This is a genomic window from Herbaspirillum sp. Sphag64 (assembly GCF_014192645.1).
Lineage (GTDB): Bacteria > Pseudomonadota > Gammaproteobacteria > Burkholderiales > Burkholderiaceae_D > Herbaspirillum.
Window position 1 is genome coordinate 278921 of the sequence record NZ_JACHYE010000001.1, and the last position, 26697, is coordinate 305617.

The following is a 26697-nucleotide window of genomic DNA, read 5'->3' on the forward strand; positions in this document are numbered from 1 at the left end:
ATCAGATCCGCTTAACCAGCTTGGCTGGCGTCGTTGGCATTACGCATGGTGCACATCAGATCACCTTCAACAGCAACCTGACCATCGACCGTTGCAACTGCCTTGTACTTCCAGATACCACGCGCACGACGCGTGATTTCAACGTGCATCTTGAGTTGATCGCCAGGTTCCACGGGGCGCTTGAAGCGTGCGTTATCGATACCCACAAAGTAGACCACCGTGTTCGCATCGGGCTTGCGACCTTCTGTCAGGAACGACAGCAGCGCAGCGGTCTGCGCCAGCGCCTCAATCATTAATACACCAGGCATGACCGGCTTGTGCGGAAAGTGACCATTGAAGAATTCTTCGTTCACGGTCACATTCTTGATGGCAGTGATATCTTTGCCGCTTTCCCAGCTCAACACACGATCAACCAATAACAGCGGATAACGGTGAGGGAGATATTCTTTGATTTGATTGATGTCAAGACTAGTCATTGTTCTGCTCTGTATTCTGCTGTGTCAGCGATTTGATAGTTTTTTCCAAGCTACGGATTTTCTCACGCATTGTGCTCAGATTGCGCACTAACGCCGCGGATTTTTCCCAATCTCCGTGCTTGGCAACCGGATAGAAACCCGTATATTGCCCAGGCTCAAGAATCGACCGCAATGCCAGCGTACCAGCTGATACATGGACACGGTCGACGATGGTGATATGACCATGGATCATCGCCGCGCCACCGATAGAGCAATACTTGCCAATATGCGCGCTACCAGCAATACCAGCACACGCGGCGATCGCGGTATGAGCGCCGATATGACAGTTGTGCGCAATCTGAATCTGATTATCCAGCTTGACACCATCCTCTAAAACGGTGTCCGCCAACGCACCACGGTCAATCGTCGTATTGGCACCAATTTCGACATCATGACCGATGAGGACCCGCCCAACTTGTGGAATCTTGATCCATTCACCGCCTTCGTTAGCAAATCCAAAGCCGTCAGCACCAATTACCACACCCGAGTGCACAATGCCTCTTTCGCCGATCTCACAACCAGCATGAAATGTGACACGCGCGTAAAAATGCGTATCGGCACCGATACGTGCCAGCCGACCGATATAGCTTCCGGCATCAATCACGGCTCGCTCCCCAATAACCGCACCAGCCTCAATGACAACATGAGGGCCAATCACGGCGCTTGCTGCAACCTCTGCACTGGGATCAACACAAGCACTGGCATGAATTCCAGCGCTAGGTGGCTGCGCAGCCAGCGCAACAAATAACTGCGCCGCCCGTGCAAAATAAGCGTAGGGATTCTTGGTAACAATACGGGCGCCCTGATAGCCGGTCAAAGCCAGATCATCTGCCTCGGAAAGAATCAACGCAGCAGCTTGGGTTGACTCTGCCTGCTGACGAAACCTGGTGTTGGAGAGGAATGTGACGTGCGACGCTGTGGCAGCATCGAGCGGTGCAATACCAGTGACACTGATTTGTGCATCGCCTTTTAGCTGGCCTCCCAAGCGTTCGACCAACTGTTCCAGCCGAATACTCATACTGGCCTTCTAGATGTTGACGCTATCTGAATTGGCAACGCGGCTGGTGACCAGTAAGGCCAACGAGCCGCGCGTCCTCAATAGCATGATGATGGGACTATAACGCAATGATGACCAATTACTTGGCCAGTTCCTTGAGCACCTTGTCGGTGATGTCAATGCGCTTGCTTGCATAGACGGCCTCCTGGAACACGATATCGTATTTCTCAGCATCGGCAATCTTGCGGATCACACCGTTAGTGCGCTCCAGCACAACAGCGAGCTCTTCATTGCGGCGCTGGTTCAGATCTTCACGGAACTCACGTTGCTTACGCTGAAATTCCTTATCCAGATCAGACAGGTCGCGTTGACGTTTTGCACGATCGGCATCGGACAGGACTGGCGCATCCTTGTCGAGCTTTTCAGATTGTGCTTTCAGACGTGCGCCCATGTCGGCCAGATCTTTCTCACGCTTGGAGAACTCCTGTTCCAGCTTGGCTTGCGCAGCCTTGGCAGGCGCCGCCTCGCGGAAGATTCGTTCGGTGCTGACAAAAGCAATTTTTGACGACTCTTGTGCATGAACGTTTGCAAATGCCAGCAAACCAACCGCCAAAGTAGCGGCTTGGATAGACAACAATGATTTAGTAATAAACTTCAAGATCATTCTCCGTAATACAGATTTCAAATATGACACTAGCTGACGGTTCTCCCATCAGAATCCTGTTCCCAGCTGGAATTGCAAAGGTTGCGATTTGTCGCCAGGTTTTGAATTGAGCGGATGACCGTAGCTGAATTTGAGCGGGCCGATTGGTGACAGCCAGCTGATACCAATACCGGTCGAATAACGCATTTGTCCAACCTGAATTGGCGATCCATCAGCATAGACCTGACCACCGTCAAGGAAAATGAACCAGCGCATCGTGCGATCCTGCCCAGCGCCAGAGAACGGGAATTGTAATTCAGCGCTGCCAATAAGGCGTGATGCACCACCCATGGAGTCACCATATTGGTCCTTCAGGTTACCCAAAGACGAATCTTCATAACCACGCACGCTACCAATACCACCCGCATAGAAATTCTTGAAGATTGGGTAAGGTTTGCCATCCATGCCGTGACCGTAATCAATCTCGCCATTAAGCGCCAACGTCGAGGTATTTCCCCAGAATGGTTGGAAATATTGATTCTGATAGGTCGTACGGAAGTAACGCAAAGTACCAATCGTCGACACTTCCAGATTGGCACGCTGGTAGCGCCCTTTGGTCGGAATCAACGCACTATCACGGCTATCGCGCTGCCACGCAGCTGTCAATGGGAAGCTTGTTGTAGTTGCAGAACCCACACCGCACGTACCGGTTGTCGCAGTCACATCGCAACCTGACTGACTGTTAGAGCCAAAGTCATTGACATAGGTACGGTACAGACTTGGACTTGACAGGTCTGTCTGAACATTGGTGTTTTCAATACCAACACCAAAGAAAACACGATCCAGTTCCGAAAATGGCACACCAAACTTCACGTCACCGCCGATGGTACGAACACGGTAGTCACCAGTGGCATAAACCGAATTAGTGACGGTACGCAGATAGATGTCGTAGGTCCGGCTGACACCATCGTCGGTGAAGTAGGGATTGGTTTCCGATACAGCGATAGTCCGATAGGTCGCCGCAGTATTGATACTGACACCAATCGTGTTACCGCTACCGAAAGCGTTCTCCTGCGAGATCGAGCCAGTCAGCGCCAATTTTTCACTCTGCGAGAAGCCGGCACCAACCGTGATGTTACCGGTCGGCTTTTCTTCAACCTTCATATTGACATCAATCTGATCGGTCGAACCCGGCACTTCTGGCGTTTCAACGGTCACTTCCTTGAAATAACCGAGACGGTCAACACGGTCGCGCGACAGCTTGATCCGCTCGCCGTCATACCAGGAATCCTCGAATTGACGGAATTCACGACGGATGACTTCATCACGCGTCTTGGTATTACCAGAAATATTAATACGACGGACATAAACCCGTTTACCTGGGTCCACCAAAATAGTGAACGCTACTTCCTTCTTTTCTCGATCTACGTTGGGATTAGCATTGACATTGGCAAATGCATAGCCAAAGTTACCCAGACGTTCACTGATTTTTTTGGTACTGGCGGTCAGCTTGGCACCGGAGTAAATATCGCCCGGCTTCAATTGCACCAAGCCAGCCAGATCCGCATCCATACCAAACATTTCACCATCAAGCTTGATGTCGGAGACGGTGTATTTCTCACCTTCCTTGATATTGATGGTGATGTAAATATCCTTCTTGTCCGGTGTAATCGACACCTGAGTCGATTCCACCTGCATTTCCAGGTACCCACGGTCCAGATAGTACGAACGCAGTGTCTCGATATCGGCCGCGAGTTTTTCCTTCGAGTATTGATCCGCCTTGCTGTACCAGGTAAACCAGCCAGGTGTCGTCAGCTTGATCTGCTCCAGCAAATCCTTATCCGAAAATGTCTTGTTTCCGACAAAATTGATCTGCTTGATACGAGAAACTTCTCCCTCATCCACGCCGAAAGTGATCGCCACACGATTACGCTCGACCGGCGTAATCGTTGTCGTCACTTTGGCACCGTACAAGCCACGGGACAGATACTGCTTCTTGAGCTCCTGCTCGGCACGATCAACCAGCGATTTATCAAAAATACGCGACTCGGATACGCCAATTTGCTTGAGCGCCTTGTTCAACTGATCCTTGTCGAACTCCTTGATACCAGTAAAGTCGACACTGGCGATGGCAGGCCGTTCTTCCACCTGCACCACCAGAACATCGCCCTCGGCTTCAATCCGGACATCCTTGAAAAAGCCGGTGGCATACAAGGCCTTGATTGCCGCAGCAGCTTTGTCGTCTGTGAAGGTATCGCCGACGCGGACTGGCAAGTAGCTGAATACCGTGCCGGCTTCAGTACGCTGAATGCCTTCCACCCGAATATCCTTGACGACAAACGGGTCAGCGGCGAACGCCTGTCCCGAGCAAAACGCAATCGCAGCGGCGGCAACCAGACGACGGGAGAACGTCGGTGCGGAGGGATAAGCGGAATGTAATTTCATTAGCTATCGTTTATTAACTATGTTTCTGGACGAGTATTCGGTGAAGAATCATCGAGCACATTTAAAAGCCAAAAGCCATCCTGACGTGCTGGACGGCTTCTGACGAATTCTTAAAACATCAGACGGACAATATCGTTGAACGCAGCGACAAGCATCAACGTCATCAAAATACCCAGACCGGCACGCTGGGCAATTTGCCCAAAACGCTCCGAAACAGGCTTGCCAGTCAAAATCTCCAGCGAATAATACAGCAAATGACCGCCATCTAAAACCGGGATTGGTAACAGGTTCATCACACCGAGACTGATACTAATAAAGGCGATGAAGCTCAGATAGCTGACCAGACCAATCTTGGCGCTCTGTCCGGCATAATCCGCGATGGTAATCGGACCGGTGATATTTTTCCATGAAACCTGACCAACAATCATTTTGCCGATCATTTTTAGTGTCATCAGTGAAGTATCAAGCGTTTTCTTCGCTCCTTTGACGAGCGCGGTAAGAGGAGCGTCGCTGACGGTGATCATTTCTGGCGCCAGCGCTACCTCCACCTTAATACGTCCGATCATCTGCGCATTGTCCTGCACTGCTTCCGGCACGACAAGAACGCTAAAATCCTGCGCTCCGCGCATACCGTGCAGGCGCAACTCCTTGCCGGGAGAGGCGCGCACCAGCGTCACCAAGGCAAGTCCATCCCTGACCGCAACACCATTTACATCCAGAATCAAATCGTCTTGCAACAACCCGGCGCGCTCAGCGGGCCCAACCATGACCTTGCCAATACGTGCGGGTGGACGTGCCAACGATAGGCCAAGCGTGCCAAGAAAGTCCCCCTCCAGATCCTGGCTTGATAGTTGATCCAGCGAGAGATTGACAGTATCCAAGATGCTGCCACCAGCCCGCTGCAGATCAGGACTGCGGACATCTAGTTGGACTGGCGTTCTTTCCAGCACATGGGACATCAGTTTCCAGCGCACATCCGACCAGCTTTGTACCGGCTCGCCGTTGATTGCTGTAATGGTCTCGCCACCACGCAATCCCGCCTCGTAGGCAGCAGTGTGTGGGACGACATCTCGCAGTTTAGGAATTGGTTCGGCAATACCGTGCATAAACAGCCCGGCAAACACCAGGATAGCCAGTATAAAATTGGCCAGCGGCCCCGCAGCAACAATGGCAATCCGGCGCCACACAGACTGTCTCGTGAATTCACGCTTCAGATCACCCGATGTGAGCTCGCTGACATCTTGCTCACGCGCATCCAGCATCTTGACATAGCCACCCAGAGGCAAAATCGAGAGTGCCCATTCCGTTTGATCTGGGCCAAAGCGACGTGAATAAATCACTCGTCCCAATCCGACAGAAAAACGCAATACCTTGACACCACACAAACGTGCTACCCAGTAATGACCCAGCTCGTGCACCACCACCAGTGAGCCGAGTGCGACCACGAAAGCCAGGAGGGTATGAAGGAAACTCATGACAGACAAGCTAGTGCCGTGGACCGGGCCAGTTGATCCTGATCGATCAAACTCTCAATATCGGCCACTGGGCCGTGTGGCAATTTATCCATGACACGAGCAATGACTTGATCAATCATGCGAAATCCGATTTCTTGATTGAGGAACGCTTGAACGGCAACTTCATTGGCTGCATTAAGGATAGCAGCAGCGCTGCCGCCGGTTTGCAGTGCATCATACGCCAATTTGAGGCAAGGAAAACGCTCGAAGTCTGGGCGCTCAAAAAATAACTGACCAACCTGTGCCAGGTCCAGCTGCGCCACCCCGGAGTCAATACGTTGAGGATAAGCCAACGCGTTGGCAATCGGGGTCCGCATATCAGGATTACCCAGCTGCGCCAGCACAGACCCATCCACATAGGAGACCATGGAGTGAATGACACTTTGCGGATGAATCATGACTTCAATCTTGTCCGCGGGCGCACCAAATAACCAATGCGCCTCAATGACCTCCAGCCCTTTGTTCATCATGGTGGCTGAATCTACCGAAATTTTACGCCCCATCACCCACTTGGGATGCGCCACAGCTTCTTCAGGCGTGACCTTGTCGAGCGTTTCGACCGGACGCTTAAGAAAAGGACCGCCAGAGGCCGTCAGCAATATCTTCGAGATTCCAGCCCGCGCAAGGGATCGGTCGAACTGGGCGGGCAAACATTGGAATATAGCGTTGTGCTCGCTATCGATTGGCAGCAAAGTGGCACCATGCTCGGCCACTGCATCAATGAGCAGTTGGCCTGACATCACCAGTGCCTCCTTGTTCGCAAGCAGAATCTTTTTGCCTGCACGCGCAGCAGCGATCGTCGAGGCCAGACCTGCAGCACCAACAATTGCCGCCATGACCATATCGCATTGGCTGCTGGCGGCGACATCACACAATGCCTGTGGCCCGTACAACACCTCTGTGCGTAGTTGCAGCGCCTTGAGCTTGCGCTGCAAGACGATAGCCCCCTGCTCGCTGCCAATCACTGCCAGTTGCGGCTGAAAAAGCGCACATTGCTCAGCGAGCACATCGACATTGCTATGCGCAGTCAACGCGTAGACACGATAACGATCAGGATGACGACCAAGCACATCCAGCGTTGACACCCCAATCGAACCGGTGGAACCAAGAACGGTAATTGCCTGCATGAAATTCCTACAACCAGAGATCAATCAATGCCGCCAGAGGCAACACAGGAATGAGCGCATCAATTCGGTCAAGCACACCGCCGTGCCCCGGCAATAGAGCACTACTATCCTTGAAGCCCGCACGACGCTTGAGCATGGACTCGAACAAATCGCCAACCACACTGGCCGCAACCAGCAGCGTCATTATCAGTAGAAACCCTGGCCAGCCAAAGCGATCTAGCAAGCGTCCAGGAAAGGTATCCATACCGGCAGACATAGCTGTAATCGCAGCAATCACGAGCACAGCCAACCAGCCCCCCACAGCACCTTCCCAGGATTTACCTGGGGAAATCGAAGGTGCCAGTTTGTGCCGCCCGAAACCTTTTCCAGAAAAATAGGCACCAATATCAGCAACCCAGACAATTGCCATAACTGATAACAGATACAAAGGAGAATGCTGGAACAATGAAACAATCGCAATGAAACAACCCAGTAAAGCCAGCGTGTAAGTGAGGCTTATCAAGCGATTACCAGCGCTCTCGATCGGCGGCAAACCCAGCCGCAGCGCTGGCACAAACCTGACCACCCACAAAGCAACGCAGAGGCCAAACAAGCCGCGCACACTTGGCAAACCACTGACAAAGACAATCAATGCATAAGCAAGACTACAGACACCCGCCCACAAAATTGCCCGCGGCACAGCGAAGAGACGCAAGCATTCCCAAACACCAGCGGCAAAAAAAACCAGAGTGACTGAAGCAAATGCAAAATAATTATTCAGAGACAAGACAGGCAACAAAATTGCCAAAAGAACCAACGCCGTGATGACACGCGTTTTAAGCATCAGGAAGCCTTTTTTTGCTCTATCAATTGCTCACTGGTCCGTCCAAAGCGCCGCTCACGCTGACGATACGATTCAATCGCCTTGTCTAGCTCGGCACCATCAAAATCGGGCCAGTAAGTTTCGGTGAAATACAACTCACTGTAGGCAAGTTGCCACAGTAAAAAATTGGAAATGCGCTCTTCGCCACCCGTGCGAATGAACAGATCGGGTTCGGGCGCGTAGGCCATGGCCAAATGCGAAGAAAGTTGCTCTTCAGAAAAATTGCTTACACCAGGATGCTCTTGCAGCATCTTGCCAACTGCCTGCATGATATCCCAGCGACCACCGTAGTTAGCACAGATGGTCAGCGTCAGACCGGTGTTCCTTGCGGTCCTCGCCTCGGATGCAGCCACCATCTCCTGCAACTTGCCATCAAATCGACTCAGGTCGCCAACGACACGCAAGCGAATGTTATTAGCGTGCATCTTGCCGACTTCGCGTTCGAGTGCTGTCATGAAGAGACGCATCAGTAAAGAAACTTCATCAGCCGGACGACGCCAGTTTTCAGAACTGAAGGCGAACAAGGTGAGGTACTCAATACCACGTACCGTGCAAGCCTCAACGATATCGCGAACCGCTTCGACGCCTTTGACGTGACCAGCCACTCGCGGCATGAACCGTTTGGTTGCCCACCGCCCATTGCCATCCATAATGATGGCAACGTGACGCGGCACCATCGAGACTTGAGGCACAGACTGAGTTGAGCTTTTGTGTTTCATACTGTGTGAAAATCCTGGAAAAATACTGACGCCAACCTGTGTGAGTCGGTTGCAACACGCGCCATGATCGCATAAAGCGCGCCTGAGCAACGACGACGCAACTACACGGTCAACACTTCCTTTTCCTTTTCGACAACAAGCCTATCGACTTCAGTGACGAATTTATCGGTCAGCTTTTGAATCTCGTCCTGTCCACGACGCTCTTCATCCTCGGAGGCAATCTTGTCCTTGACCAGTTTCTTGAGCGCCTCATTGGCATCGCGGCGAATATTACGGATGGCGATTTTGCAATCTTCAGCTTCACCCTTAACCAGCTTGACCATTTCCTTGCGCCGCTCTTCTGTCAGCGGCGGTGTCGGCACACGAATCAACTCGCCCTGCGTTGCAGGATTGAGCCCGAGATCGGCTTCACGAATAGCTTTCTCAATTACAGCCAGCATCTTCTTTTCATAAGGCTGCACGCCGATGGTACGGGCATCGATCAGGGTCAGATTGGCAACTTGCGACAGTTGCGTTGGCGAACCGTAATAATCGACCTGTACATGATCGAGAATACCGGTATGCGCGCGTCCGGTACGCACCTTTGCCAAATCTGCGCGCAAAGTCTCGATCGACTTGCTCATCTTCTGCTCTGTGTTCTTCTTGACGTCAGCAATTGTCATGCTGCTCTCCTATCTAAAACTGATTGACCACTACTCTGAATTTCAAACATGCACCAAGGTTCCCTCATCCTCACCCAAAATAACACGCTTGAGCGCACCAGGTTTGACGATGGAAAATACCTTGATAGGCAGCTTCTGATCACGACACAACGCGAACGCCGTCGCATCCATCACCTGCAGATGCTTGGAGATGGCCTCATCAAAACTGATGGTGCTATAACGGGTTGCAGCAGGGTCTTTCTTGGGATCTGCGGTGTAGACACCATCGACCTTGGTCGCCTTGAGCACGATCTCGGCTCCGATCTCCGAACCGCGCAATGCTGCGGCGGTATCTGTCGTAAAAAATGGATTACCGGTACCGGCTGCAAATACGACAACCTTCCCCTCCTCCAGATACTGCAAAGCCTTGGGGCGGACATAAGGCTCAACAACCTGCTCAATACCAATGGCTGACATCACACGTGCCGTCAACCCTGCCTGACGCATCGCATCAGCCAGCGCCAGCGAATTCATCACGGTTGCCAACATACCCATGTAGTCGGCAGTAGCGCGATCCATGCCTTGGGCTCCAGGCGCTACGCCACGAAAAATATTACCGCCACCGATCACGATGGCCAGTTCAACTCCCAACTGGGAAATCTCGGCCACATCTGCGACCATGCGCTCGATGGTGGCGCGATTGATGCCATAGGCATCATCACCCATGAGGGCCTCGCCGGAGAGTTTGAGGAGTACGCGCTTATAGGCTGGTGTCGTCATGTGCTTGGCTCCGTATGCTTTCCGATTAACTAAATCTGTGCTTCTTACTCATTTATTGCTGATTTTATTGCTGGATGTGCTTCTGATTACACCAACTACCCATACGCCTAAGGCAGCAGCGGCGCCATTTTAAGCTACCACCATCAACCGCTGTCGTAGTACTTACATTTTGAAATACCCAACAATGAAAGATCACCATCAGATACTGCTACGATCCAGATGCATATCCCCACCATGACAATCAGCGAGGATTAAAAAAACGGGCCTCTCGGCCCGCTTCCTTGTTTCTTACTGCGCTTGCTTTGCCGCAGCAACTTGCGCCGCCACTTCCGCAGCGAAGTCATCTTGCTTCTTCTCAATGCCTTCACCAACCACAAACATGGTGAACGCCTTGACTACTGTATTAGCAGCCTTAAGCATCTGTTCCACAGTTTGCTTGTCGTTTTTCACGAAAGACTGATTGAACAACGAAACTTCCTTCAGGTACTTCTGCACCGAACCATCGACCATCTTGGCAACGATATCTGCAGGCTTACCGGATTCAGCCGCCTTCAATGCAGCAACCGAACGCTCTTTTTCGATCAGATCGGCAGGCACCTGATCCGACGACAAAGCAACAGGCTTCATCGCGGCGATATGCATTGCAACGTCCTTACCAACTTGTTCGTCAGCACCGTCGAACTCAACAACGACACCAATACGGGTACCGTGGAGGTAAGACACCAGCTTGCCGGTAGTTTCAAAACGCACGAAACGGCGGATCGACATGTTTTCACCGATACGACCAACCAGTTCTGTACGCTTTTCTTCAACAGTCTTACCATCCAGTGGCAGTGCTGCCAATGCAGCCAGATCTGCAGGATTCTTTTCTGCGACCAGCTTGGCAACTTCGTTGGCCAGAGCGATGAATTCATCATTCTTGGTTACGAAGTCAGTTTCACAGTTAACTTCTACCAGTGCACCAATGCCGCCGGCGATATAAGTTGCCACCACGCCTTCAGCAGTGATGCGCGAAGAAGCCTTGGAAGCCTTGCTACCCAGCTTGACGCGCAGAATTTCTTCTGCCTTGACCAGATCGCCATCCGCTTCAGTCAAAGCCTTCTTGCATTCCATCATCGGCGCATCAGTCTTTGCGCGCAGTTCGCCTACCAGTGCTGCGGTAATTGCCGCCATATGTTTCTCCTAGCTAAAGGGATACGCCATCCGGCCCAGAGGCCCCGACAACGCATCGAAATTCGATCAATTTACTCAAAAAAAAGGGGCGAACTGCGCCAAACTCTCGCTGTTACCCCTTTTCATTACTATCGACAGAATCATCTGCCGACGGCTTCGCGGGCTAGTTAAGCCTGCTCGCTGACCTCGACGAATTCGTCGCCGCCCTTAATGGCTTCAACGACTTCGTTGACTGCATTGGCACGACCTTCCAGGATCGCATCAGCAACACCGCGCGCATACAGAGCAATTGCTTTGGCCGAGTCATCGTTACCTGGAATAACGTAAGTCACGCCTTCTGGTGAGTGGTTGGTATCAACCACACCAATGACTGGGATACCCAGCTTGGCTGCTTCTGTGATCGCGCCCTTGTGGTAGCCAACGTCGATCACAAAGATCGCGTCAGGAATGCCACCCATATCCTTAATACCGCCGATAGCCTTTTGCAGCTTTTCTTGCTCGCGGGAGAACAGCAGCGCTTCTTTCTTGCTCAGCTTTTCGTTGGAACCGTCAGCAATAGCCGCTTCCATATCCTTCAGACGCTTGATCGATGTCTTGATGGTCTTGAAGTTGGTCAGCATGCCGCCCAACCAGCGTTGATCAACGTAAGGAACACCAGCACGTTGCGCTTCTGCAGCGACGATTTCACGTGCTTGACGCTTGGTACCGACAAACAGGATGGTGCCGCGGTTAGAGGACAGTTGGCGCACATACTTCAGCGCTTCCTGATACATACCCAGGGTTTTTTCCAGATTGACGATATGAATCTTGTTGCGATGACCGAAGATAAACGGAGCCATCTTTGGGTTCCAGAAGCGGGTTTGGTGACCAAAGTGGACACCTGCCTCCAGCATTTCGCGCATTGTTACGGACATAATTTTCTCCAGGGTTAGGTCTGGAACCCATTCGGTCATCCAAGCAATTTGCCTGAACACCCTTTGGCGAATGGATTCGCGTTTCACTAATAATTAATTAAACTTCAACATTTCCAAACATCAACAACAGTACGAGATAACAGCACTGCTACCAATATTTCAACCCGATCAAATCAAGTTAGCCGTGCATTGTACCTGATCCGAAGAATCCATTCAAGCACCGAAAGCATTGTTTTTATTGACTTTTAGCCCCTCACGGCAGAGCAGGGCGCCCGACAGAACCGCCCTGCCTCGTCTATAATCGTTACTTAATCATTACTTAGCGAACAAAGATAATTTTATGAGTTCCATCTCGATTAAAACCGCAGAAGATATCGAAGGCATGCGCGTTGCCGGCAAATTAGCGGCAGAAGTACTTGACTACATCGCCCCCTTTGTCAAGGCAGGAACAACCACTGGCGAACTTGATCGCCTGTGCCACGAGTACATGGTAAACGTACAGGGCACCATTCCTGCCCCGCTCAATTATTGCCCACCCGGCTACACGCCTTATCCAAAGGCTATTTGCACGTCACTCAACGACATCATCTGCCATGGCATCCCGGGCGATAAAGTCATGAAAAATGGCGACGTACTCAACATTGACATCACCGTCATCAAAAATGGTTATCACGGTGACACCAGCCGCATGTTCTACATCGGTGAACCATCGATTCTGGCGCGTCGCCTGACCGAGATCACTTACGAATGCATGTGGCTGGGCATCTCCAAAATCAAACCCGGCGCACATCTTGGCGACATTGGCCACGTCATTCAGCAACATGCCGAAAAAGCTGGCTACAGCGTGGTACGTGAGTTCTGCGGCCACGGCATCGGCACCGTGTTCCATGAAGAGCCGCAAGTACTGCATTATGGCCGTCCAGGCACATTGGAAAAGCTGGAAGCGGGCATGATTTTCACGGTTGAACCAATGATCAATGCTGGTCGTCGTGAAATTCGCGAAATGGGTGATGGCTGGACCATCAAGACCAAGGATCGAAGCCTGTCGGCACAATGGGAACACACCGTTCTGGTGACAGAATCCGGCTTTGAAGTACTCACCGTGTCGCCGGGCATGCCAGCACCACCTGCATTCATCGCTGCTGCATCCCAAGCTGCAACCACCCCGGCCTAATCGATCACCCGATTCCCTGAATGCCTTCGCGCCTATGCCTAGCCTTGCCATTACGCTAAAAAAACAAATCAAAGCTTCTCATCAGGAGGCAATCAGTTCCTTTCAGCAAGATGGCAAGCCGGAAGCGCTGCTTACCCAGTTGCGCCGAAATGTCGATGCGGCACTGACGCAAGCCTGGGAGCAACAAGGGATGCCGCCTGGGATAGGGTTGATCGCCGTCGGTGGCTACGGGCGTGGAGAATTATTCCCACACTCGGACGTAGACGTACTGATTCTGCTCGACAACACACCAGATGCAGCGCTGCAGGAAAAGCTGGAAGCGCTGGTACAACTGTTCTGGGACATGGGTCTGGAAATCGGTCACAGCATTCGCACCATCGACGAATGCCTTGCAGAATCAGCCGCCGACATCACAGTACAAACCAGCTTGCTGGAAGCACGTCTGGTGACGGGCAACAAGCAACTATTCCAATTGTTGCAGGCAAAATTCCAGTCTGCGATGGACCCGCGCGCCTTCTTTCAGGCGAAGCTGCTTGAGCTGCGCCAGCGCCATGTCAAATACGAAGATACCCCTTACAGCCTGGAACCGAACTGCAAGGAAAGTCCCGGCGGACTGCGTGATCTGCAAGTCATACTTTGGGTTGCCAAGGCAGCAGGCCTCGGCGAATCCTGGAGCAAACTAGCCCAACACGGCTTGATTACCTCCACCGAAGCACGCCAACTGACGCAGAAGGAGCGTGCTTTCAAGGATATTCGGATTCGACTGCATATTTTGAGTAACCGCCGCGAAGATCGACTAGTGTTCGATATCCAGACCGTTGTCGCCGAGAGTTTTGGTTTCAAGAGCAACGACACACGACGCGCCAGTGAATATCTGATGCAGCGTTACTACTGGGCTGCCAAAGCGGTTACACAACTCAACACGATTCTGTTGCAGAACATTGAGGCCCAGTTATTTCCGCAGGAGCTGGTTCCACAAAAGATCAATGATCGCTTCAATGAACTGAACGGCTTTCTCGACATCGCCCACGACCTGGTATTCGAAGAAACCCCCTCTGCAATGCTGGAAGTCTTCCTGATCCTGGCGCAGCGCCCGGAGCTCAAGGATATGTCGGCGCGCACCCGGCGCGCTTTATGGCATGCACGCTTCAAGATCGATAATGCCTTCCGGCGCGATCCCGCCAATCACGCACTGTTCGTACAGATTCTGCAAAGCAAACGCGGCATCACGCACGCCTTGCGCAGCATGAACCAAACTAGCGTGCTAGGGCGCTACCTGCCAAATTTCCGACGGATTGTCGGACAGATGCAGCATGATTTATTTCATGTCTACACGGTCGATCAGCATATCCTCATGGTGGTACGCAATGTGCGACGCTTTACCATGAGCGAGCATGCCCATGAATACCCGTTTTGCAGCCAGCTCATGGCCAACTTTGCCCAGCCATGGATTCTCTATGTCGCGGCGCTATTCCATGACATCGCCAAAGGCCGCGGCGGTGACCACTCCAAACTCGGCATGACCGACGCACGGGCGTTCTGCGAGCAGCACGGTCTATCGGAAGAAAATACCGAACTGGCAGTGTTCCTGGTAGAGCATCATCTGACCATGTCACAGGTCGCACAAAAGCAGGACCTTTCAGATCCGGATGTGATTTTGCAGTTTGCCCGCACCGTCAAGGACGAACGCCATCTGACTGCGCTGTATCTGCTGACAGTAGCCGATATCCGCGGCACCAGCCCGAAAGTCTGGAACGCCTGGAAAGGCAAGCTACTGGAAGACCTCTATCGCATGACTTTGCGTGTGCTGGGTGGAGAGGCACCATCACCAGACCGCGAGCTCAAGAACACCCAGGAAGAAGTTCTCAAGACTCTACGCCTGTACGGCTTACCCAACGATGCGCACGAACAGTTCTGGCGGCAACTCGATGTATCCTACTTCTTGCGACTGGATGCCTCCGACATCGCCTGGCAGACACGCTCGTTCTACGACAAGATTGCCAGTACTGTCCCAGTTGTGAAGTGCCGTCTGGCACCGATTGGCGAAGGCGTTCAGGTGGCTGTCTACACGCCTGACCGGCCTGATTTGTTCGCCCGTATCTGCAGCTATTTTGATGAAAAGAATTTCAGCATTCTTGATGCCAAAATTCATACCACCAAGACCAATTACGCACTTGATGTCTTTCTGATTAGCGCTCCCGTTTTTGCAAAAAATTATCGTGACATCATCAATCTGATTGAACACGAACTCGCACAAGTATTACAGTCTGACAGCCCTCTGCCGGCCCCCGTCAGAAGTCGCTTGTCACGACTATCGCGAACCTTCCCTATCAATCCGTCTGTCGACCTGCGCCCCGATGAACGCGGTCAGTATTACCTGCTATCGGTCTCCGCCAATGATCGCAATGGGCTGCTCTACACGATCTCGAACATCCTCGCGCAATACAAGATCAACCTGCATACCGCCAAAGTCATGACACTTGGCGAACGGGTAGAAGACGTTTTCCTGGTTGATGGAGCGGCATTGAATCATCCACGCAATCAAATCATGCTGGAAACCGATTTGCTCAAGGCGTTACGGATCTGACAGGCAAACCAACGACTGCGCCGAGCGACTTACCGAACACTGATGGACAGTGCAGTTTCATGCATTGTCCGATTGCTTAACCTGATTTTGATTTTAATTACCATGACTGAACCAGTACGCCTATCCAAACGCATGTCAGAACTCGGCTTATGCTCGCGCCGGGAAGCCGACGAATGGATAGAAAAAGGCTGGGTACGCGTCGACGGCAAAGTCGTCTCCGTACTCGGCACCAAGGTGCTTCCAGATCAACGCATCAGCGTAGAACGTCAAGCCGCTGCCGAACAATCAAAACGCGTTACCATCCTGATCAACAAGCCCGTTGGCTACGTTAGCGGCCAAGCAGAAGATGGCTACAAGCCCGCAGTCGCGCTGGTCGAAGCCGCCACCCGCTGGAAAGACGACCGGGTAGACACCCAGTTTCATCCAACGCAATTACGTAGCCTGGTTCCAGCTGGACGACTCGATATTGACTCGGTCGGTTTGCTGGTGCTGACGCAAGATGGCCGCATCGCCAAACAACTGATCGGCGAAGACTCCAGTGTCGACAAGGAGTATCTGGTACGAGTCCAATACAGCAAACCAGGCCGGTTGCCCGAGAGTGATCTCAGACGTCTGAACTTTGGCCTGTCACTCGATGGCAAGGCACTCAAACCTGCCAAAGTTGTATGGCAAAACGAGGATCAGCTCAGCTTCACCTTGCGTGAAGGGAAAAAGCGACAGATTCGACGCATGTGTGAATTGGTGGGATTAAAGGTCGTCGGACTCAAACGAGTCCGGATCGGCGGCGTCAAGCTGGGAGATTTACCTCCTGGACAATGGCGCTATCTGCGCCCGGATGAACAGTTTTAAGCAACGTACGTCAGGATTGATTTCAATGGCCTGACCGTTGCCAGCACGTTGCATGGGTATATTGATGTCAGATCTCGCCCTGACATCAGCCAATGCCAAAAGCGACTTGTTCAAGATACTCGCCAGAAGCAAAAAACCGCCAGAGCAGGCGGTTTTTTAGTTCCACTCAAACAGAGGAGTAACACAACGATCGATTACAAAAAGCGATCCAAAATCTTCCGGCTATGCTTGTCCAGCGACTTGATATCCCGAATGATGAACTGAATTCCATGACTATCGGCGATCAGCAAAGCTGTCCCGGGCAGGCGACGAATATCTTCCTCCCCTTTGAGCGTAAACGATGTCTCTCCGCGGTTGGTATCCACCTCCCAGACGGTAGGCGTGGCAAAACTGGACACCCGCCGGATACGGTTGATTTCCGGCATGAACTCGCGATTAGCCAACTCCCGCTCGATCACAGTACGAACTGTTGGCGAAACATCTGACCATTGCTCGATCCACGCCAATTCAACTCCATCGGCACTCACCAACGCAATTCCCTCATCGGGCGCACCAATCGGGAAGGCACGCACTGGAATTGCGCCCTCATGCACAACACCATCTTCGCCGATAAACACCAGACGACCAAAGTCGTTATACCGTAATTCAAAATACTGCATCACTGCTGTGCCCTCATCGGCCATGATCACTCTCCGTCCTCGTCGCTACCCTGCACTTCACCATCCGGGTTGCGTGCCTGCGCTTGATATAGACGGTAATACGCACCCTCTCGGGCCATCAATTCCTCATGCGGTCCAACTTCCACAATCTGCCCGCGATCCAGCACCACCAATCGGTCCGCCTTGCGCAAGGTCGACAAACGGTGAGCAATCGCAATCGTGGTACGTCCCTTGACCAGATTATCGAGCGCCTTCTGAATTTCCTTTTCGGTGGTCGTATCGACCGAAGATGTTGCCTCATCCATAATCAGGAAGCGCGGATCGATCAACAACGCGCGAGCAATTGATATACGCTGACGCTCGCCACCAGACAATGCCTGCCCGCGCTCACCGACAAGCGAGTCGTAGCCATGTGGCAGGCGCAAGATAAACTCATGGGCATGCGCTGCACGCGCCGCCGCAATGATCTCGGCCCGGGTTGCCTCTGGTTTGCCGTAGGCGATGTTTTCTGCAATCGTGCCAAAGAACAGGAACGGCTCCTGCAGCACCAGACCGATATTGCGACGATAGTCAGCAATCGGCAAAGAGCGAATGTCTACACCGTCGATTCGAATACTACCTTCCGATACATCGTAGAAACGGCAAATCAGATTGACCAGCGTGCTCTTGCCCGAACCACTATGTCCGACCAGACCAATCATCTCGCCCGGTGCAATCGACAGATCGACGCCACGCATCACCGAGCGGTTGCCGTAGCGGAAGCCGATATTGCGCAGCTCAATGGCCCCCTCAACACGCGCAAGATGTATCGGATTAGCAGGTTCAGGAACGCTGGAGACGTGATCCAGAATATCGAAGATACGTTTGGCACCAGCCGCCGCCTTCTGGGTCACCGAGACAATACGGCTCATCGAATCCAGACGCGTGTAAAAACGACTGATATACGCCAGAAAAGCAGTCAGCACACCAACCGTAATCTGATTGTGCGACACCTGCCAGATTCCAAACACCCACACCACCAGCAAGCCCACCTCAGTGAGCATGGTCACCGTCGGGGTAAACAATGACCAGATCTTGTTGACCCGGTCATTGACCTGCAAATTATGCTTGTTCGCCTCGCGGAAGCGCGCAGCCTCGCGTTTTTCCTGGGCAAATGCCTTGACCACACGAATACCAGGAATCGTATCCGCCAGTACATTGGTCACCTCAGACCAGATACGATCGATTTTCTCGAAGCCATGCCGCAGACGATCACGCACCGCATGAATCATCCAGGCAATGAAGGGCAATGGCAGCAACGTCACCAGTGCCAGCCAGGGATTGATTGAGATCAGAATCGCCGCCGTCATGATGATCATCAGTACATCGATGATGAAATCAAGCAAATGCAGCGACAGGAACACACAGATGCGGTCCGACTCCGAACCGATCCGCGCCATCAGATCACCCGTTCGCTTGCCACCAAAATACTCCTGTGACAACCGCAGCAAATGCTCATAAGTGGTCGTGCGCAAGTCAGCCCCAATACGCTCACTGACGAGCGCCAGAATAAAAGTCCGGCCCCAGCCCAGTACCCAGGCCAGCATCGCCGAACCCAGCAGCCCACTCAAATAGATACCCGCCAGATGACTGTTGAGTGGCGCACCGTTCTGAAATGGGATCAACACATTGTCCATCAGTGGCATCGTCATGTAAGGCGGCACCAGCGTGGCTGCCGTCGATGCCAGCGTCAGCAGGAAGCCCAGCAACAACGATCCCTTGTAGGGACGCGCAAACCTTGTGAGCCGGAACAAGGCCCAGCTCGAGGAAGGTGCCTCCTTGGTCTCAGGGCAGATAGCACAGCCCTCCTGCCCGGCTGGAATCGGCGCCTGACATTGTGGGCACACCTGCTGTTCGACTTGCTGCACGGCCTGCCCCAACACCCGGGCATCACGCTGCTGCTCGAAATGCGTGATCAACCGCAGCGCCTGCGGGTTCTGTGCCAGCGTATACCGCCATAAGGCCAGCCGCGCCTTGTCATCAAGCAACTCCAGGCTACCCACACCAGCGTGATCATGATGTTTCAACAACAAACCAGCACGTAACTCCCATGCCGACCAGCTACCCTGGCTACACGCCAGCAAACGCTTCTGTGTGACCACAACCACACTGCGCGCAAATTGCAGCGACTGGTCGAGATCGAGCTCAATCCAGCTAATCACGGTTTCATTGGCGACCAGTTGCAGTTGCACCTGCTCCTGCCAGAGGGCAGGCAAATTAGTTGTACTCGAGGAAATGGGAAATTCTCTATTCATCTGAACGGCATGTATGTCCGATGCGGACAGTGAAGGATGGTTGTATTGCTATTTTTTGCCCGCAAGCGATGCCATGGCTATTATATCGTATGGATTTGAATGAACTCTCAGACAACTTACTAGACGATATCTCAACATTAAATCGCGATTTCCTATGTCAATGTCCGATATAGTCATCAAGAAATTCTGACGAAATGCTGAATTTTTTACATGCAGCAGAGTAAACAGTCTGCGACAATATTGGCAACGTTCGTAAAACTATGAGGGCTTGGGACCGCTACGAAGAATAGATCGACTGCAAAAAATTAGAAAATACGACAGAATTTCGCTCAAAACCGTTGATACGGCGTGGATTTTAGTGATGCCACGTAAACCAATCAACGCCTGATGCGTTACTCATGCTTGGAACGAAAGAACGGATAACAGCCAGCGGCTACTTGCTTACTCATGAAAAATATAGAATTTCTCCGTATCCTGCCTTTGCACGGCCCGAACATCTGGACCTACCGGCCTGCTCTGGAAGTCTGGATCGACATCGGGGAACTGGAAGACTTTCCTTCCAACGTGATTCCTGGCTTTAATGAGCGCCTCACCAGCTGGCTGCCCTCTCTGGTTGAACATCGCTGCAGCTACGGCGAGCGCGGCGGATTCTTGCAACGTTTGCAAGAAGGTACCTGGCCTGGCCATATTATGGAACACGTCACCCTTGAGCTGCAAAACCTGGCTGGATTGCCAGGCGGGTTCGGCAAGGCGCGCGAAACCTCAGTACGCGGCGTCTACAAGGTGGTTGTGCGTGCCCGCCATGAGCAAGTCACCCGCGCCGCTTTACACGCTGGTCGTGATTTGGTCATGGCCGCCATTGAAGATCGCCCGTTTGATGTCGACGCCGTGGTCAGCAAATTGCGCGACATGGTCGACTCCCTATGTCTCGGCCCCAGCACCGCTTGCATCGTTGATGCCGCCGACGAACGCCGCATTCCCTCGATTCGATTGTCCGAAGGCAATCTGGTCCAATTGGGCCATGGCATCAAGCAACGGCGCATCTGGACTGCCGAAACCGACCGCACCAGCGCGATCGCAGAAAGCATTTCACGCGACAAGGATCTCACCAAGACCTTGCTGGAATCCTGCGGCGTGCCAATCCCCGAAGGCCGCGTCGTCGATAGTCCGACCGATGCTTGGGAGGCCGCTGAAGATATCGGCCTGCCAGTGGTCGTCAAACCGTCCGATGCCAATCACGGTCGGGGTGTCTTTATCGACCTCAGCACCCGCGCCGAAGTAGAAACCGCTTATGCCGCAGCCCTCGAAGAAGGCAGTAGCGTGCTGGTAGAACGTTTCATTCGCGGCAACGAACATCGCCTGCTGATCGTCGGTGGCAAACTGGCCGCCTGCGCCCGCGGCGAACCAATCTTCATCGTTGGTGACGGCAAATCCACCATATCTCAGCTCATTGATGTTCTCAACACCGATCCCCGTCGTGGCGATCTGGAAGAACATCTGTTGAACCCGATCATTTTGGAGCGTGATCCAGCGGCGCGTCTGGAGCTGGATCGTCAGGGCCTGACCGAAGCATCCGTCCCCGCCAGTGGCAAGAAAATCCTGCTGCTGCGCAATGGCAATGTCGCCATTGACGTTACCGATCAAGTCCATCCGAGCGTCGCCGCCGTTGCCGCACTGGCCGCGCGCGTCGTTGGACTAGACATCGCCGGTGTCGATCTGGTGGCGGAAGACATTTCCAAGCCACTCGAGCAACAACGCGGCGCCATTGTCGAAGTCAATGCCGGCCCCGGTCTGCTGATGCATCTCAAACCCTCCGAAGGCAAACCCCGTCCGGTCGGTGAAGCGATTGTGAATCACCTGTTCCAGCCGGAAGACACCGGTCGTATCCCGATTGTCGGCATCACCGGCACGCACGGCAAAACGACTATCGCCAGACTGGTCGCGCGCATCATCCATCTCAGCGGCAAGCATGTCGGTCTCGCTTGTGGCGATGGCTTGTATTTTGGACAACGGCAAGTGGAAAAAGGCAATCGTGCCAACTGGGCAGCCGCCCGTCGCGTGCTGCTCAACCGCGCCGTAGAAGCTGCGGTGTTTGAGAACGGCAGCGTCTCCATTCTCTCCGAAGGGCTCGCCTACGACCGTTGCCAGGTCGGTGTGGTCGCCAATATTGACCCAGCAGATCGGCTCCCGGAGTATTACATCGACGATGCCGAGCAAATGGCCACCAAGGTCAAGCGCACCCAGGTGGATGTCGTCCTGCCAGACGGCGTCGCTGTCCTCAACGCCGACGATCCGCTAGTTGCCGACATGGCCAGCCTGTGCGACGGTGAAGTCATTTTCTTCTCCAATGATGCCAGCGCGCCAGTCATGGCAGCGCACCTCAAGGATGGCAAGCGCGGCGTGTTTGTCCGTGACGGCAAGGTCATTCAGGCCACCGGCAACAGCGAAGTGCGCGTCAGCGATGTCGCCGCGATCCCGCTGACCGGCGGTGGTGCCGTAGCATTCCAGATCGACAATGTGCTGGCTGCCGTTGCCGCAGCTTGGGCACTCGGCATTACCGCCGATCTGATCCGTGCCGGGATTGAATTGTTTGGTACCGAGCAGGCAGAAGAGCAAGACAAAAAGCGCAAGGCACAGACCCCCTGAGCACATGCACAGGCCCATTTGCTAACCAAATTTGATCACCGGCCAGCTTGGCACCGGACCTAATCAGGAAGAATTGTTGATGGACGTATCTCGTATTCGCGTACTGCGCGGCCCCAATCTGTGGAGCAGACACACCGCCATTGAGGCCATCGTCTCCTGCACCGAGACAGAATGCGCTATTGAAGGACTCCCAGGGTTTGAGGTCCGTCTGCGTGCGCGCTTCCCGCACATCGGCTCGCTGCATCCCGCCGGCGCCGCCAAGGCCATCTCCATGGCCCATGCACTGGAAGCCGCGGCACTCGCCCTACAGTCGCAGGCTGGCTGCCCGGTGACCTTTAGCCGCACCGTACCTACCATCGAAACCGGTGTCTATCAGGTCATCGTCGAATACAGCGAAGAAAGCGTCGGCCGCCTCGCCTTCGAACTGGCACAACAACTGTGTCTGGCTGCGGTGGAAGACACGCCATTTGACCTGGCCGATGCCTTGAAGCGTCTGCGCGACGAAGACGAAGACATCCGTCTCGGACCCAGCACCGGCTCAATCGTTACCGCCGCGCTCAAACGCGGCATTCCGTTCCGCCGCCTGACGCAAGGCAGCATGGTGCAGTTTGGCTGGGGTAGCCGTCAAAAGCGCATTCAAGCCGCTGAAACCAGCGCCACCAGTGCCATTGCCGAATCCATTGCACAAGACAAAGAACTGACCAAGATGCTGCTGCACGCCGCCGGCGTGCCCGTGCCAATTGGCCGTGTGGTGGAAACGGCAGAAGACGCCTGGGCCGCCGCGCAGGAAATCGCGGCACCGGTCGTCATCAAGCCGCGTGATGGTAATCAAGGCAAGGGTGTGGCCGTCAATATCAGCACCAAAGAGCAAATTACTGCCGCCTTCAATGCTGCAGTCCGTATCAGTGACGAAATCATCGTCGAGCGTTACCTGCCCGGCCACGACTATCGCCTTCTGGTGATCGGTAAGAATCTGGTTGCCGCTGCCCGCCGCGATCCGCCACAAGTCATCGGCGACGGCGTGCACACCATTCGCCAACTGGTCGACAAGGTCAATAGCGACCCCCTGCGTGGCGATGGCCATGCGACTTCGCTGACCAAGATCCGCTTCGACGATATCGCGCTGGCCACGCTGTCCAAGCAAAATTTCGATGCCGAATCGATCCCGCCGCAAGGCGCGCGCGTGGTCTTGCGTAACAACGCCAACCTGAGCACTGGCGGCACCGCCACTGACGTGACCGATGATGTCCACCCAGAGCTGGCCGCCCGTGCCGTAGCAGCAGCGCAGATGGTCGGACTCGATATCTGTGGTGTCGACATCGTCTGCAACAGCGTACACAAGCCGCTTGAAGAGCAAGAAGGCGGCATCGTCGAAGTCAATGCAGCACCTGGTCTACGCATGCACCTGTCCCCTTCGTACGGCAAGGGTCGTGCTGTCGGTGAAGCCATTATCAACACCATGTTCGAAGATGGTGATGATGGTCGTATCCCGGTGGTCGCGGTGGCAGGCACTAACGGTAAAACCACCACTGTGCGCCTGATTACGCATCTGCTGGCGCAACAAGGATTACGCGTCGGTATGACCAATACTGACGGCGTTTATATCGACAAACAGCGTATCGATACCGGTGACTGCAGCGGCCCACGGAGCGCCCGCAATGTGCTGTTCCATCCAGACGTCGATGCTGCCGTACTGGAGACCGCGCGTGGTGGCGTGCTGCGCGAAGGCCTCGGCTTTGACCGCTGCAATGTTGCCGTCGTCACCAATATCGGCATGGGCGATCATCTGGGTCTGAGCTACATCAGCACCGTGGAAGATCTGGCAGTGGTCAAACGCGTGATTGTAGAAAACGTCGCCCCCACCGGCTACGCCGTCCTCAACGCGGCTGACCCGATGGTCTCGAACATGGCGCAAAGCTGCCCCGGTGAAGTAATCTTCTTTGCACTGGATCCACTGCACCCGATCATGGCCACCCATCGCGCCCAAGGCCGCCGTGTGGTCTACCGTGATGGCAACGACATCGTCGCTGCCCAAGGCGCGCAGGAAGTGCGTCTGGCGCTCAAGGATATTCCCCTGACCCGCAATGGCGGCATTGGCTTCCAGGTGGAAAACACCATGGCCTCAGTGGCCGCCGTATGGGCATTGAATCAGGATTGGGATGTGGTGCGCGCCGGTTTGCGCAGCTTCATCAGCGATGTCGGTACTGCACCGGGTCGCTTCAACCTGTTTGACTATCGCGGCGCGACCCTGATCGCAGACTATGGCCACAATCCGGATGCAATCAATGCTCTAGTGAAGGCCGTGGAGAGTATTCCAGCCAAGCGGCGCTCGGTGGTCATCAGCGGCGCTGGCGACCGCCGTGATATCGACATCCGTCAACAAACGGAAATCCTCGGCGATGCCTTTGATCAGGTCATTCTGTATCAGGATCAATGCCAGCGTGGCCGTGCCGATGGCGAGGTATTGGGGTTATTGCGCGCCGGCCTGGAAAATGCCAGCCGGACCAAGGAAACCAAGGAAATCTATGGTGAGTTTCTGGCCATCGATACCGCTTTGGCGTCCTTGGCAGAAGGCGATCTGTGTCTGATTCTGATTGATCAGGTAGAAGAGGCGCTGGCACATATTGCCAAGCGGGTCGCGGAAGGCTGAAGTGAGCTTCACGGCAGGAAGAGCGCGTATGAGGTTGCGGCTTCATCCGCGCTTTTTTGTTTCATGCGGGATGCGCGTTATCTGATTGCTGCTTTGTTAAGGCTGGGCTGATACTTTCTTGTCCCTGAGAAAAAGGGGATCGAGTTTGACAGCTCGGAGTACACAAGGCGGATCAACGCCTCCCTGGCGTTTTTTTTCGTCTGGACTTTGTCGCACCTTCTCTGGGCGGCGGTGTCAGGGAGGCTTAGGCCTGCCGGGTTCCTTGTGTACCGGTCTGTCAACCTTGACATTTGCCGCCCACCCCGTTTGACAGCAGGGGGCGTCTCAACTTTACACAAGGAATCGCTATGCCCAGCATCAACACGCCTGACCACAACACCCCTCCCCCAAGCCATCAAGACTTCCACTGGATTCACGGTAGCGGCAAAGATGAACGTTTTGCCGGCTTCATCGAGCTCGCCCGTGATGTCGCCTGCGGCGTGCACACCTGCCTGCAACTCATTCATGGCAGCAATCTGGTACGTGAAATGAATCTGGATGCAGAAGTCGAAGAGGCAAACTCTCCTGCAATTGGCGTGAGCGACACCGGCAGTCTGCTGCATCTCTCATTGGCAGCCACCGCGCTGTTGCAATATGTCGCCGATGACCATATTGCGCAACTCAATGCACTTTGAAAGACAGACTGAGGTATGACAAGTAGCGTATGAAGCTGCAGAACCGGAATGGCAAATAGTTATCAATTATGCAATTAACGCCATTCACGGACTATTCCCTTCATCATGCGCCTAACGATCAACACCAAACGTATAAAATTTGATACAATTCGAGCCGACAAGGAAATTCGCTGGATTGGTTCTTCTTACGAGGATCTACTGATATTTCCTACCGATCCAAGACGCGATGCAGGTTTTCAGCTCGGAAAAATCCAGGCAGGTCTGGCACCCGACGACTGGAAACCGTTTGATGATGTCGGCACAGGCACCAGAGAAATTCGCCTCAGGGATGCAACGGGTATTTTCCGCGTGATGGTGGTGGCGAAATTTGAGGAAGCAATCTATGTCCTGCATTGCTTCCAGAAGAAAATGCAAGCCACAGCCAAGCCAAGCCAGACAAGGAAATCGCCGCCGCCCGCTATCGGGCATTGATCCAGAAACGGAGCGTCTCAAATGAATCAAATTGATACCAAAGTACGGCATGTCACCAAAGCGGGGGCCAACCTGTTTGCAGAACTTGGTTTTGCACCGGACGAGGCACAGACTTATCATCAGCAATCCCAGGAGCAAATCAGGAATACACTGGAACTCAAGGAGCAGCTCATGACGGCACTGGCCTCCTGGATCAAGGAAAAACACCTCAAGCAAGAGGAAGCAGCATTGATCCTGCAAGTTTCCCGGCCGCGCGTCTCCGACGTGGTGAACAAAAAAACCAGCAAATTCACCATCGACGCCTTAGTTGACATGCTTGCGCGTGTTGGCAAGCCGGTCAAACTGACCGTCGGCGGAAGCTGA

21 protein-coding genes and 1 pseudogene are annotated in these 26697 nt (G+C 53.6%); 8 read left to right on the forward strand and 14 right to left on the reverse strand.

Annotated features, from left to right (window positions below):
• Positions 1-11 precede the first annotated feature (11 nt).
• The 12 genes from fabZ to rpsB form a co-directional block, all read right to left on the reverse strand.
• Complete coding sequence (gene fabZ, locus FHW66_RS01290) at positions 12-476, reverse strand: 3-hydroxyacyl-ACP dehydratase FabZ (RefSeq protein WP_183377900.1); 465 nt, start codon at positions 474-476, stop codon at positions 12-14.
• Entirely contained in the window at positions 469-1533 is a 1065-nt protein-coding gene (gene lpxD, locus FHW66_RS01295) for a UDP-3-O-(3-hydroxymyristoyl)glucosamine N-acyltransferase (RefSeq protein ID WP_183377901.1), read from the reverse strand. Before lpxD ends, fabZ begins: the two co-directional genes overlap by 8 nt.
• 118 nt (positions 1534-1651) lie before the next feature.
• Positions 1652-2170 carry an OmpH family outer membrane protein gene (locus tag FHW66_RS01300; protein ID WP_255458769.1) on the reverse strand — a complete coding sequence of 173 codons (519 nt, stop codon included), beginning with the start codon at positions 2168-2170 and terminating at the stop codon, positions 1652-1654.
• Between the two features lie 54 nt (positions 2171-2224).
• On the reverse strand, positions 2225-4600 hold the full coding sequence (gene bamA / locus FHW66_RS01305) for an outer membrane protein assembly factor BamA (RefSeq protein WP_183377903.1): 2376 nt from the start codon (positions 4598-4600) through the stop codon (positions 2225-2227).
• 110 nt (positions 4601-4710) lie between these two features.
• Entirely contained in the window at positions 4711-6075 is a 1365-nt protein-coding gene (gene rseP / locus FHW66_RS01310) for an RIP metalloprotease RseP (protein WP_183377904.1), read from the reverse strand.
• Positions 6072-7241, reverse strand: a complete 1170-nt coding sequence (gene ispC, locus FHW66_RS01315) for a 1-deoxy-D-xylulose-5-phosphate reductoisomerase (protein ID WP_183377905.1) — start codon at positions 7239-7241, stop codon at positions 6072-6074. Before ispC ends, rseP begins: the two co-directional genes overlap by 4 nt.
• Positions 7242-7248: 7 nt before the next feature.
• Positions 7249-8064, reverse strand: a complete 816-nt coding sequence (locus FHW66_RS01320; RefSeq protein WP_183377906.1) for a phosphatidate cytidylyltransferase — start codon at positions 8062-8064, stop codon at positions 7249-7251.
• Complete coding sequence (gene uppS, locus FHW66_RS01325) at positions 8064-8822, reverse strand: polyprenyl diphosphate synthase (protein WP_183377907.1); 759 nt, start codon at positions 8820-8822, stop codon at positions 8064-8066. The genes FHW66_RS01320 and uppS overlap by 1 nt, the downstream gene beginning before the upstream one ends.
• Before the next feature lie 101 nt (positions 8823-8923).
• The gene (frr, locus tag FHW66_RS01330) at positions 8924-9484 is read right to left on the reverse strand and encodes a ribosome recycling factor (protein ID WP_183377908.1); all 561 of its coding nucleotides are present in this window, start codon (positions 9482-9484) and stop codon (positions 8924-8926) included.
• Positions 9485-9526: 42 nt separating this feature from the next.
• Positions 9527-10243, reverse strand: a complete 717-nt coding sequence (gene pyrH / locus FHW66_RS01335) for a UMP kinase (protein ID WP_183377909.1) — start codon at positions 10241-10243, stop codon at positions 9527-9529.
• Between the two features lie 288 nt (positions 10244-10531).
• Positions 10532-11416, reverse strand: a complete 885-nt coding sequence (tsf, locus tag FHW66_RS01340; protein ID WP_183377910.1) for a translation elongation factor Ts — start codon at positions 11414-11416, stop codon at positions 10532-10534.
• Between the two features lie 167 nt (positions 11417-11583).
• Positions 11584-12330, reverse strand: a complete 747-nt coding sequence (gene rpsB, locus FHW66_RS01345) for a 30S ribosomal protein S2 (RefSeq protein WP_183377911.1) — start codon at positions 12328-12330, stop codon at positions 11584-11586.
• Between the two features lie 340 nt (positions 12331-12670).
• Here rpsB and map point away from each other — a divergent pair, with 340 nt between their 5' ends.
• The 3 genes from map to FHW66_RS01360 all read left to right on the forward strand — a co-directional run bounded on the left by map (position 12671) and on the right by FHW66_RS01360 (position 16940).
• The gene (gene map / locus FHW66_RS01350; protein WP_183377912.1) at positions 12671-13504 is read left to right on the forward strand and encodes a type I methionyl aminopeptidase; all 834 of its coding nucleotides are present in this window, start codon (positions 12671-12673) and stop codon (positions 13502-13504) included.
• Positions 13505-13538: 34 nt separating this feature from the next.
• Positions 13539-16091: a [protein-PII] uridylyltransferase gene (locus FHW66_RS01355; RefSeq protein ID WP_183377913.1), complete on the forward strand. Its 2553-nt coding sequence runs from the start codon at positions 13539-13541 to the stop codon at positions 16089-16091.
• 102 nt (positions 16092-16193) lie between these two features.
• Complete coding sequence (locus FHW66_RS01360) at positions 16194-16940, forward strand: pseudouridine synthase (protein WP_183377914.1); 747 nt, start codon at positions 16194-16196, stop codon at positions 16938-16940.
• Between the two features lie 194 nt (positions 16941-17134).
• Here the strand turns inward: FHW66_RS01360 and FHW66_RS01365 are convergent, their stop codons facing one another.
• Both FHW66_RS01365 and FHW66_RS01370 read right to left on the reverse strand, forming a co-directional pair.
• Positions 17135-17623 (reverse strand): DUF1854 domain-containing protein, encoded by a 489-nt coding sequence (locus FHW66_RS01365; protein ID WP_255458770.1) that lies wholly within the window; start codon positions 17621-17623, stop codon positions 17135-17137.
• 2 nt (positions 17624-17625) lie between these two features.
• Positions 17626-19893: an ABC transporter ATP-binding protein gene (locus FHW66_RS01370; RefSeq protein ID WP_183377915.1), complete on the reverse strand. Its 2268-nt coding sequence runs from the start codon at positions 19891-19893 to the stop codon at positions 17626-17628.
• Between the two features lie 447 nt (positions 19894-20340).
• On the opposite strand from FHW66_RS01370, the gene cphA (FHW66_RS01375) reads away from it, so the two are divergent.
• The 5 genes and pseudogenes from cphA (FHW66_RS01375) (at position 20341) to FHW66_RS01395 (ending at position 26697) form a co-directional block, all read left to right on the forward strand.
• Complete coding sequence (cphA, locus tag FHW66_RS01375) at positions 20341-22539, forward strand: cyanophycin synthetase (RefSeq protein ID WP_183377916.1); 2199 nt, start codon at positions 20341-20343, stop codon at positions 22537-22539.
• 79 nt (positions 22540-22618) lie between these two features.
• Positions 22619-25189, forward strand: a complete 2571-nt coding sequence (cphA, locus tag FHW66_RS01380) for a cyanophycin synthetase (protein ID WP_183378622.1) — start codon at positions 22619-22621, stop codon at positions 25187-25189.
• Between the two features lie 347 nt (positions 25190-25536).
• A complete protein-coding gene (locus FHW66_RS01385) occupies positions 25537-25863 on the forward strand; it encodes a hypothetical protein (protein ID WP_183377917.1) in 327 nt (108 codons plus the stop codon).
• A 147-nt stretch (positions 25864-26010) separates the two neighbouring features.
• Positions 26011-26369, forward strand: a pseudogene (locus FHW66_RS01390) (type II toxin-antitoxin system RelE/ParE family toxin).
• On the forward strand, positions 26356-26697 hold the full coding sequence (locus FHW66_RS01395) for a helix-turn-helix domain-containing protein (protein ID WP_183377918.1): 342 nt from the start codon (positions 26356-26358) through the stop codon (positions 26695-26697). Before FHW66_RS01390 ends, FHW66_RS01395 begins: the two are co-directional and overlap by 14 nt.

Coding starts and splice junctions, on each gene's coding strand:
- fabZ (WP_183377900.1), bottom strand. CDS start 476: ATGACTAGTCTTGACATCAATCAAATCAAAGAATATCTCCCTCACCGT.
- lpxD (WP_183377901.1), bottom strand. CDS start 1,533: ATGAGTATTCGGCTGGAACAGTTGGTCGAACGCTTGGGAGGCCAGCTA.
- bamA (WP_183377903.1), bottom strand. CDS start 4,600: ATGAAATTACATTCCGCTTATCCCTCCGCACCGACGTTCTCCCGTCGT.
- rseP (WP_183377904.1), bottom strand. CDS start 6,075: ATGAGTTTCCTTCATACCCTCCTGGCTTTCGTGGTCGCACTCGGCTCA.
- ispC (WP_183377905.1), bottom strand. CDS start 7,241: ATGCAGGCAATTACCGTTCTTGGTTCCACCGGTTCGATTGGGGTGTCA.
- FHW66_RS01320 (WP_183377906.1), bottom strand. CDS start 8,064: ATGCTTAAAACGCGTGTCATCACGGCGTTGGTTCTTTTGGCAATTTTG.
- uppS (WP_183377907.1), bottom strand. CDS start 8,822: ATGAAACACAAAAGCTCAACTCAGTCTGTGCCTCAAGTCTCGATGGTG.
- frr (WP_183377908.1), bottom strand. CDS start 9,484: ATGACAATTGCTGACGTCAAGAAGAACACAGAGCAGAAGATGAGCAAG.
- pyrH (WP_183377909.1), bottom strand. CDS start 10,243: ATGACGACACCAGCCTATAAGCGCGTACTCCTCAAACTCTCCGGCGAG.
- tsf (WP_183377910.1), bottom strand. CDS start 11,416: ATGGCGGCAATTACCGCAGCACTGGTAGGCGAACTGCGCGCAAAGACT.
- rpsB (WP_183377911.1), bottom strand. CDS start 12,330: ATGTCCGTAACAATGCGCGAAATGCTGGAGGCAGGTGTCCACTTTGGT.
- map (WP_183377912.1), top strand. CDS start 12,671: ATGAGTTCCATCTCGATTAAAACCGCAGAAGATATCGAAGGCATGCGC.
- FHW66_RS01355 (WP_183377913.1), top strand. CDS start 13,539: ATGCCTAGCCTTGCCATTACGCTAAAAAAACAAATCAAAGCTTCTCAT.
- FHW66_RS01360 (WP_183377914.1), top strand. CDS start 16,194: ATGACTGAACCAGTACGCCTATCCAAACGCATGTCAGAACTCGGCTTA.
- FHW66_RS01365 (WP_255458770.1), bottom strand. CDS start 17,623: ATGGCCGATGAGGGCACAGCAGTGATGCAGTATTTTGAATTACGGTAT.
- FHW66_RS01370 (WP_183377915.1), bottom strand. CDS start 19,893: ATGAATAGAGAATTTCCCATTTCCTCGAGTACAACTAATTTGCCTGCC.
- cphA (WP_183377916.1), top strand. CDS start 20,341: ATGAAAAATATAGAATTTCTCCGTATCCTGCCTTTGCACGGCCCGAAC.
- cphA (WP_183378622.1), top strand. CDS start 22,619: ATGGACGTATCTCGTATTCGCGTACTGCGCGGCCCCAATCTGTGGAGC.
- FHW66_RS01385 (WP_183377917.1), top strand. CDS start 25,537: ATGCCCAGCATCAACACGCCTGACCACAACACCCCTCCCCCAAGCCAT.
- FHW66_RS01395 (WP_183377918.1), top strand. CDS start 26,356: ATGAATCAAATTGATACCAAAGTACGGCATGTCACCAAAGCGGGGGCC.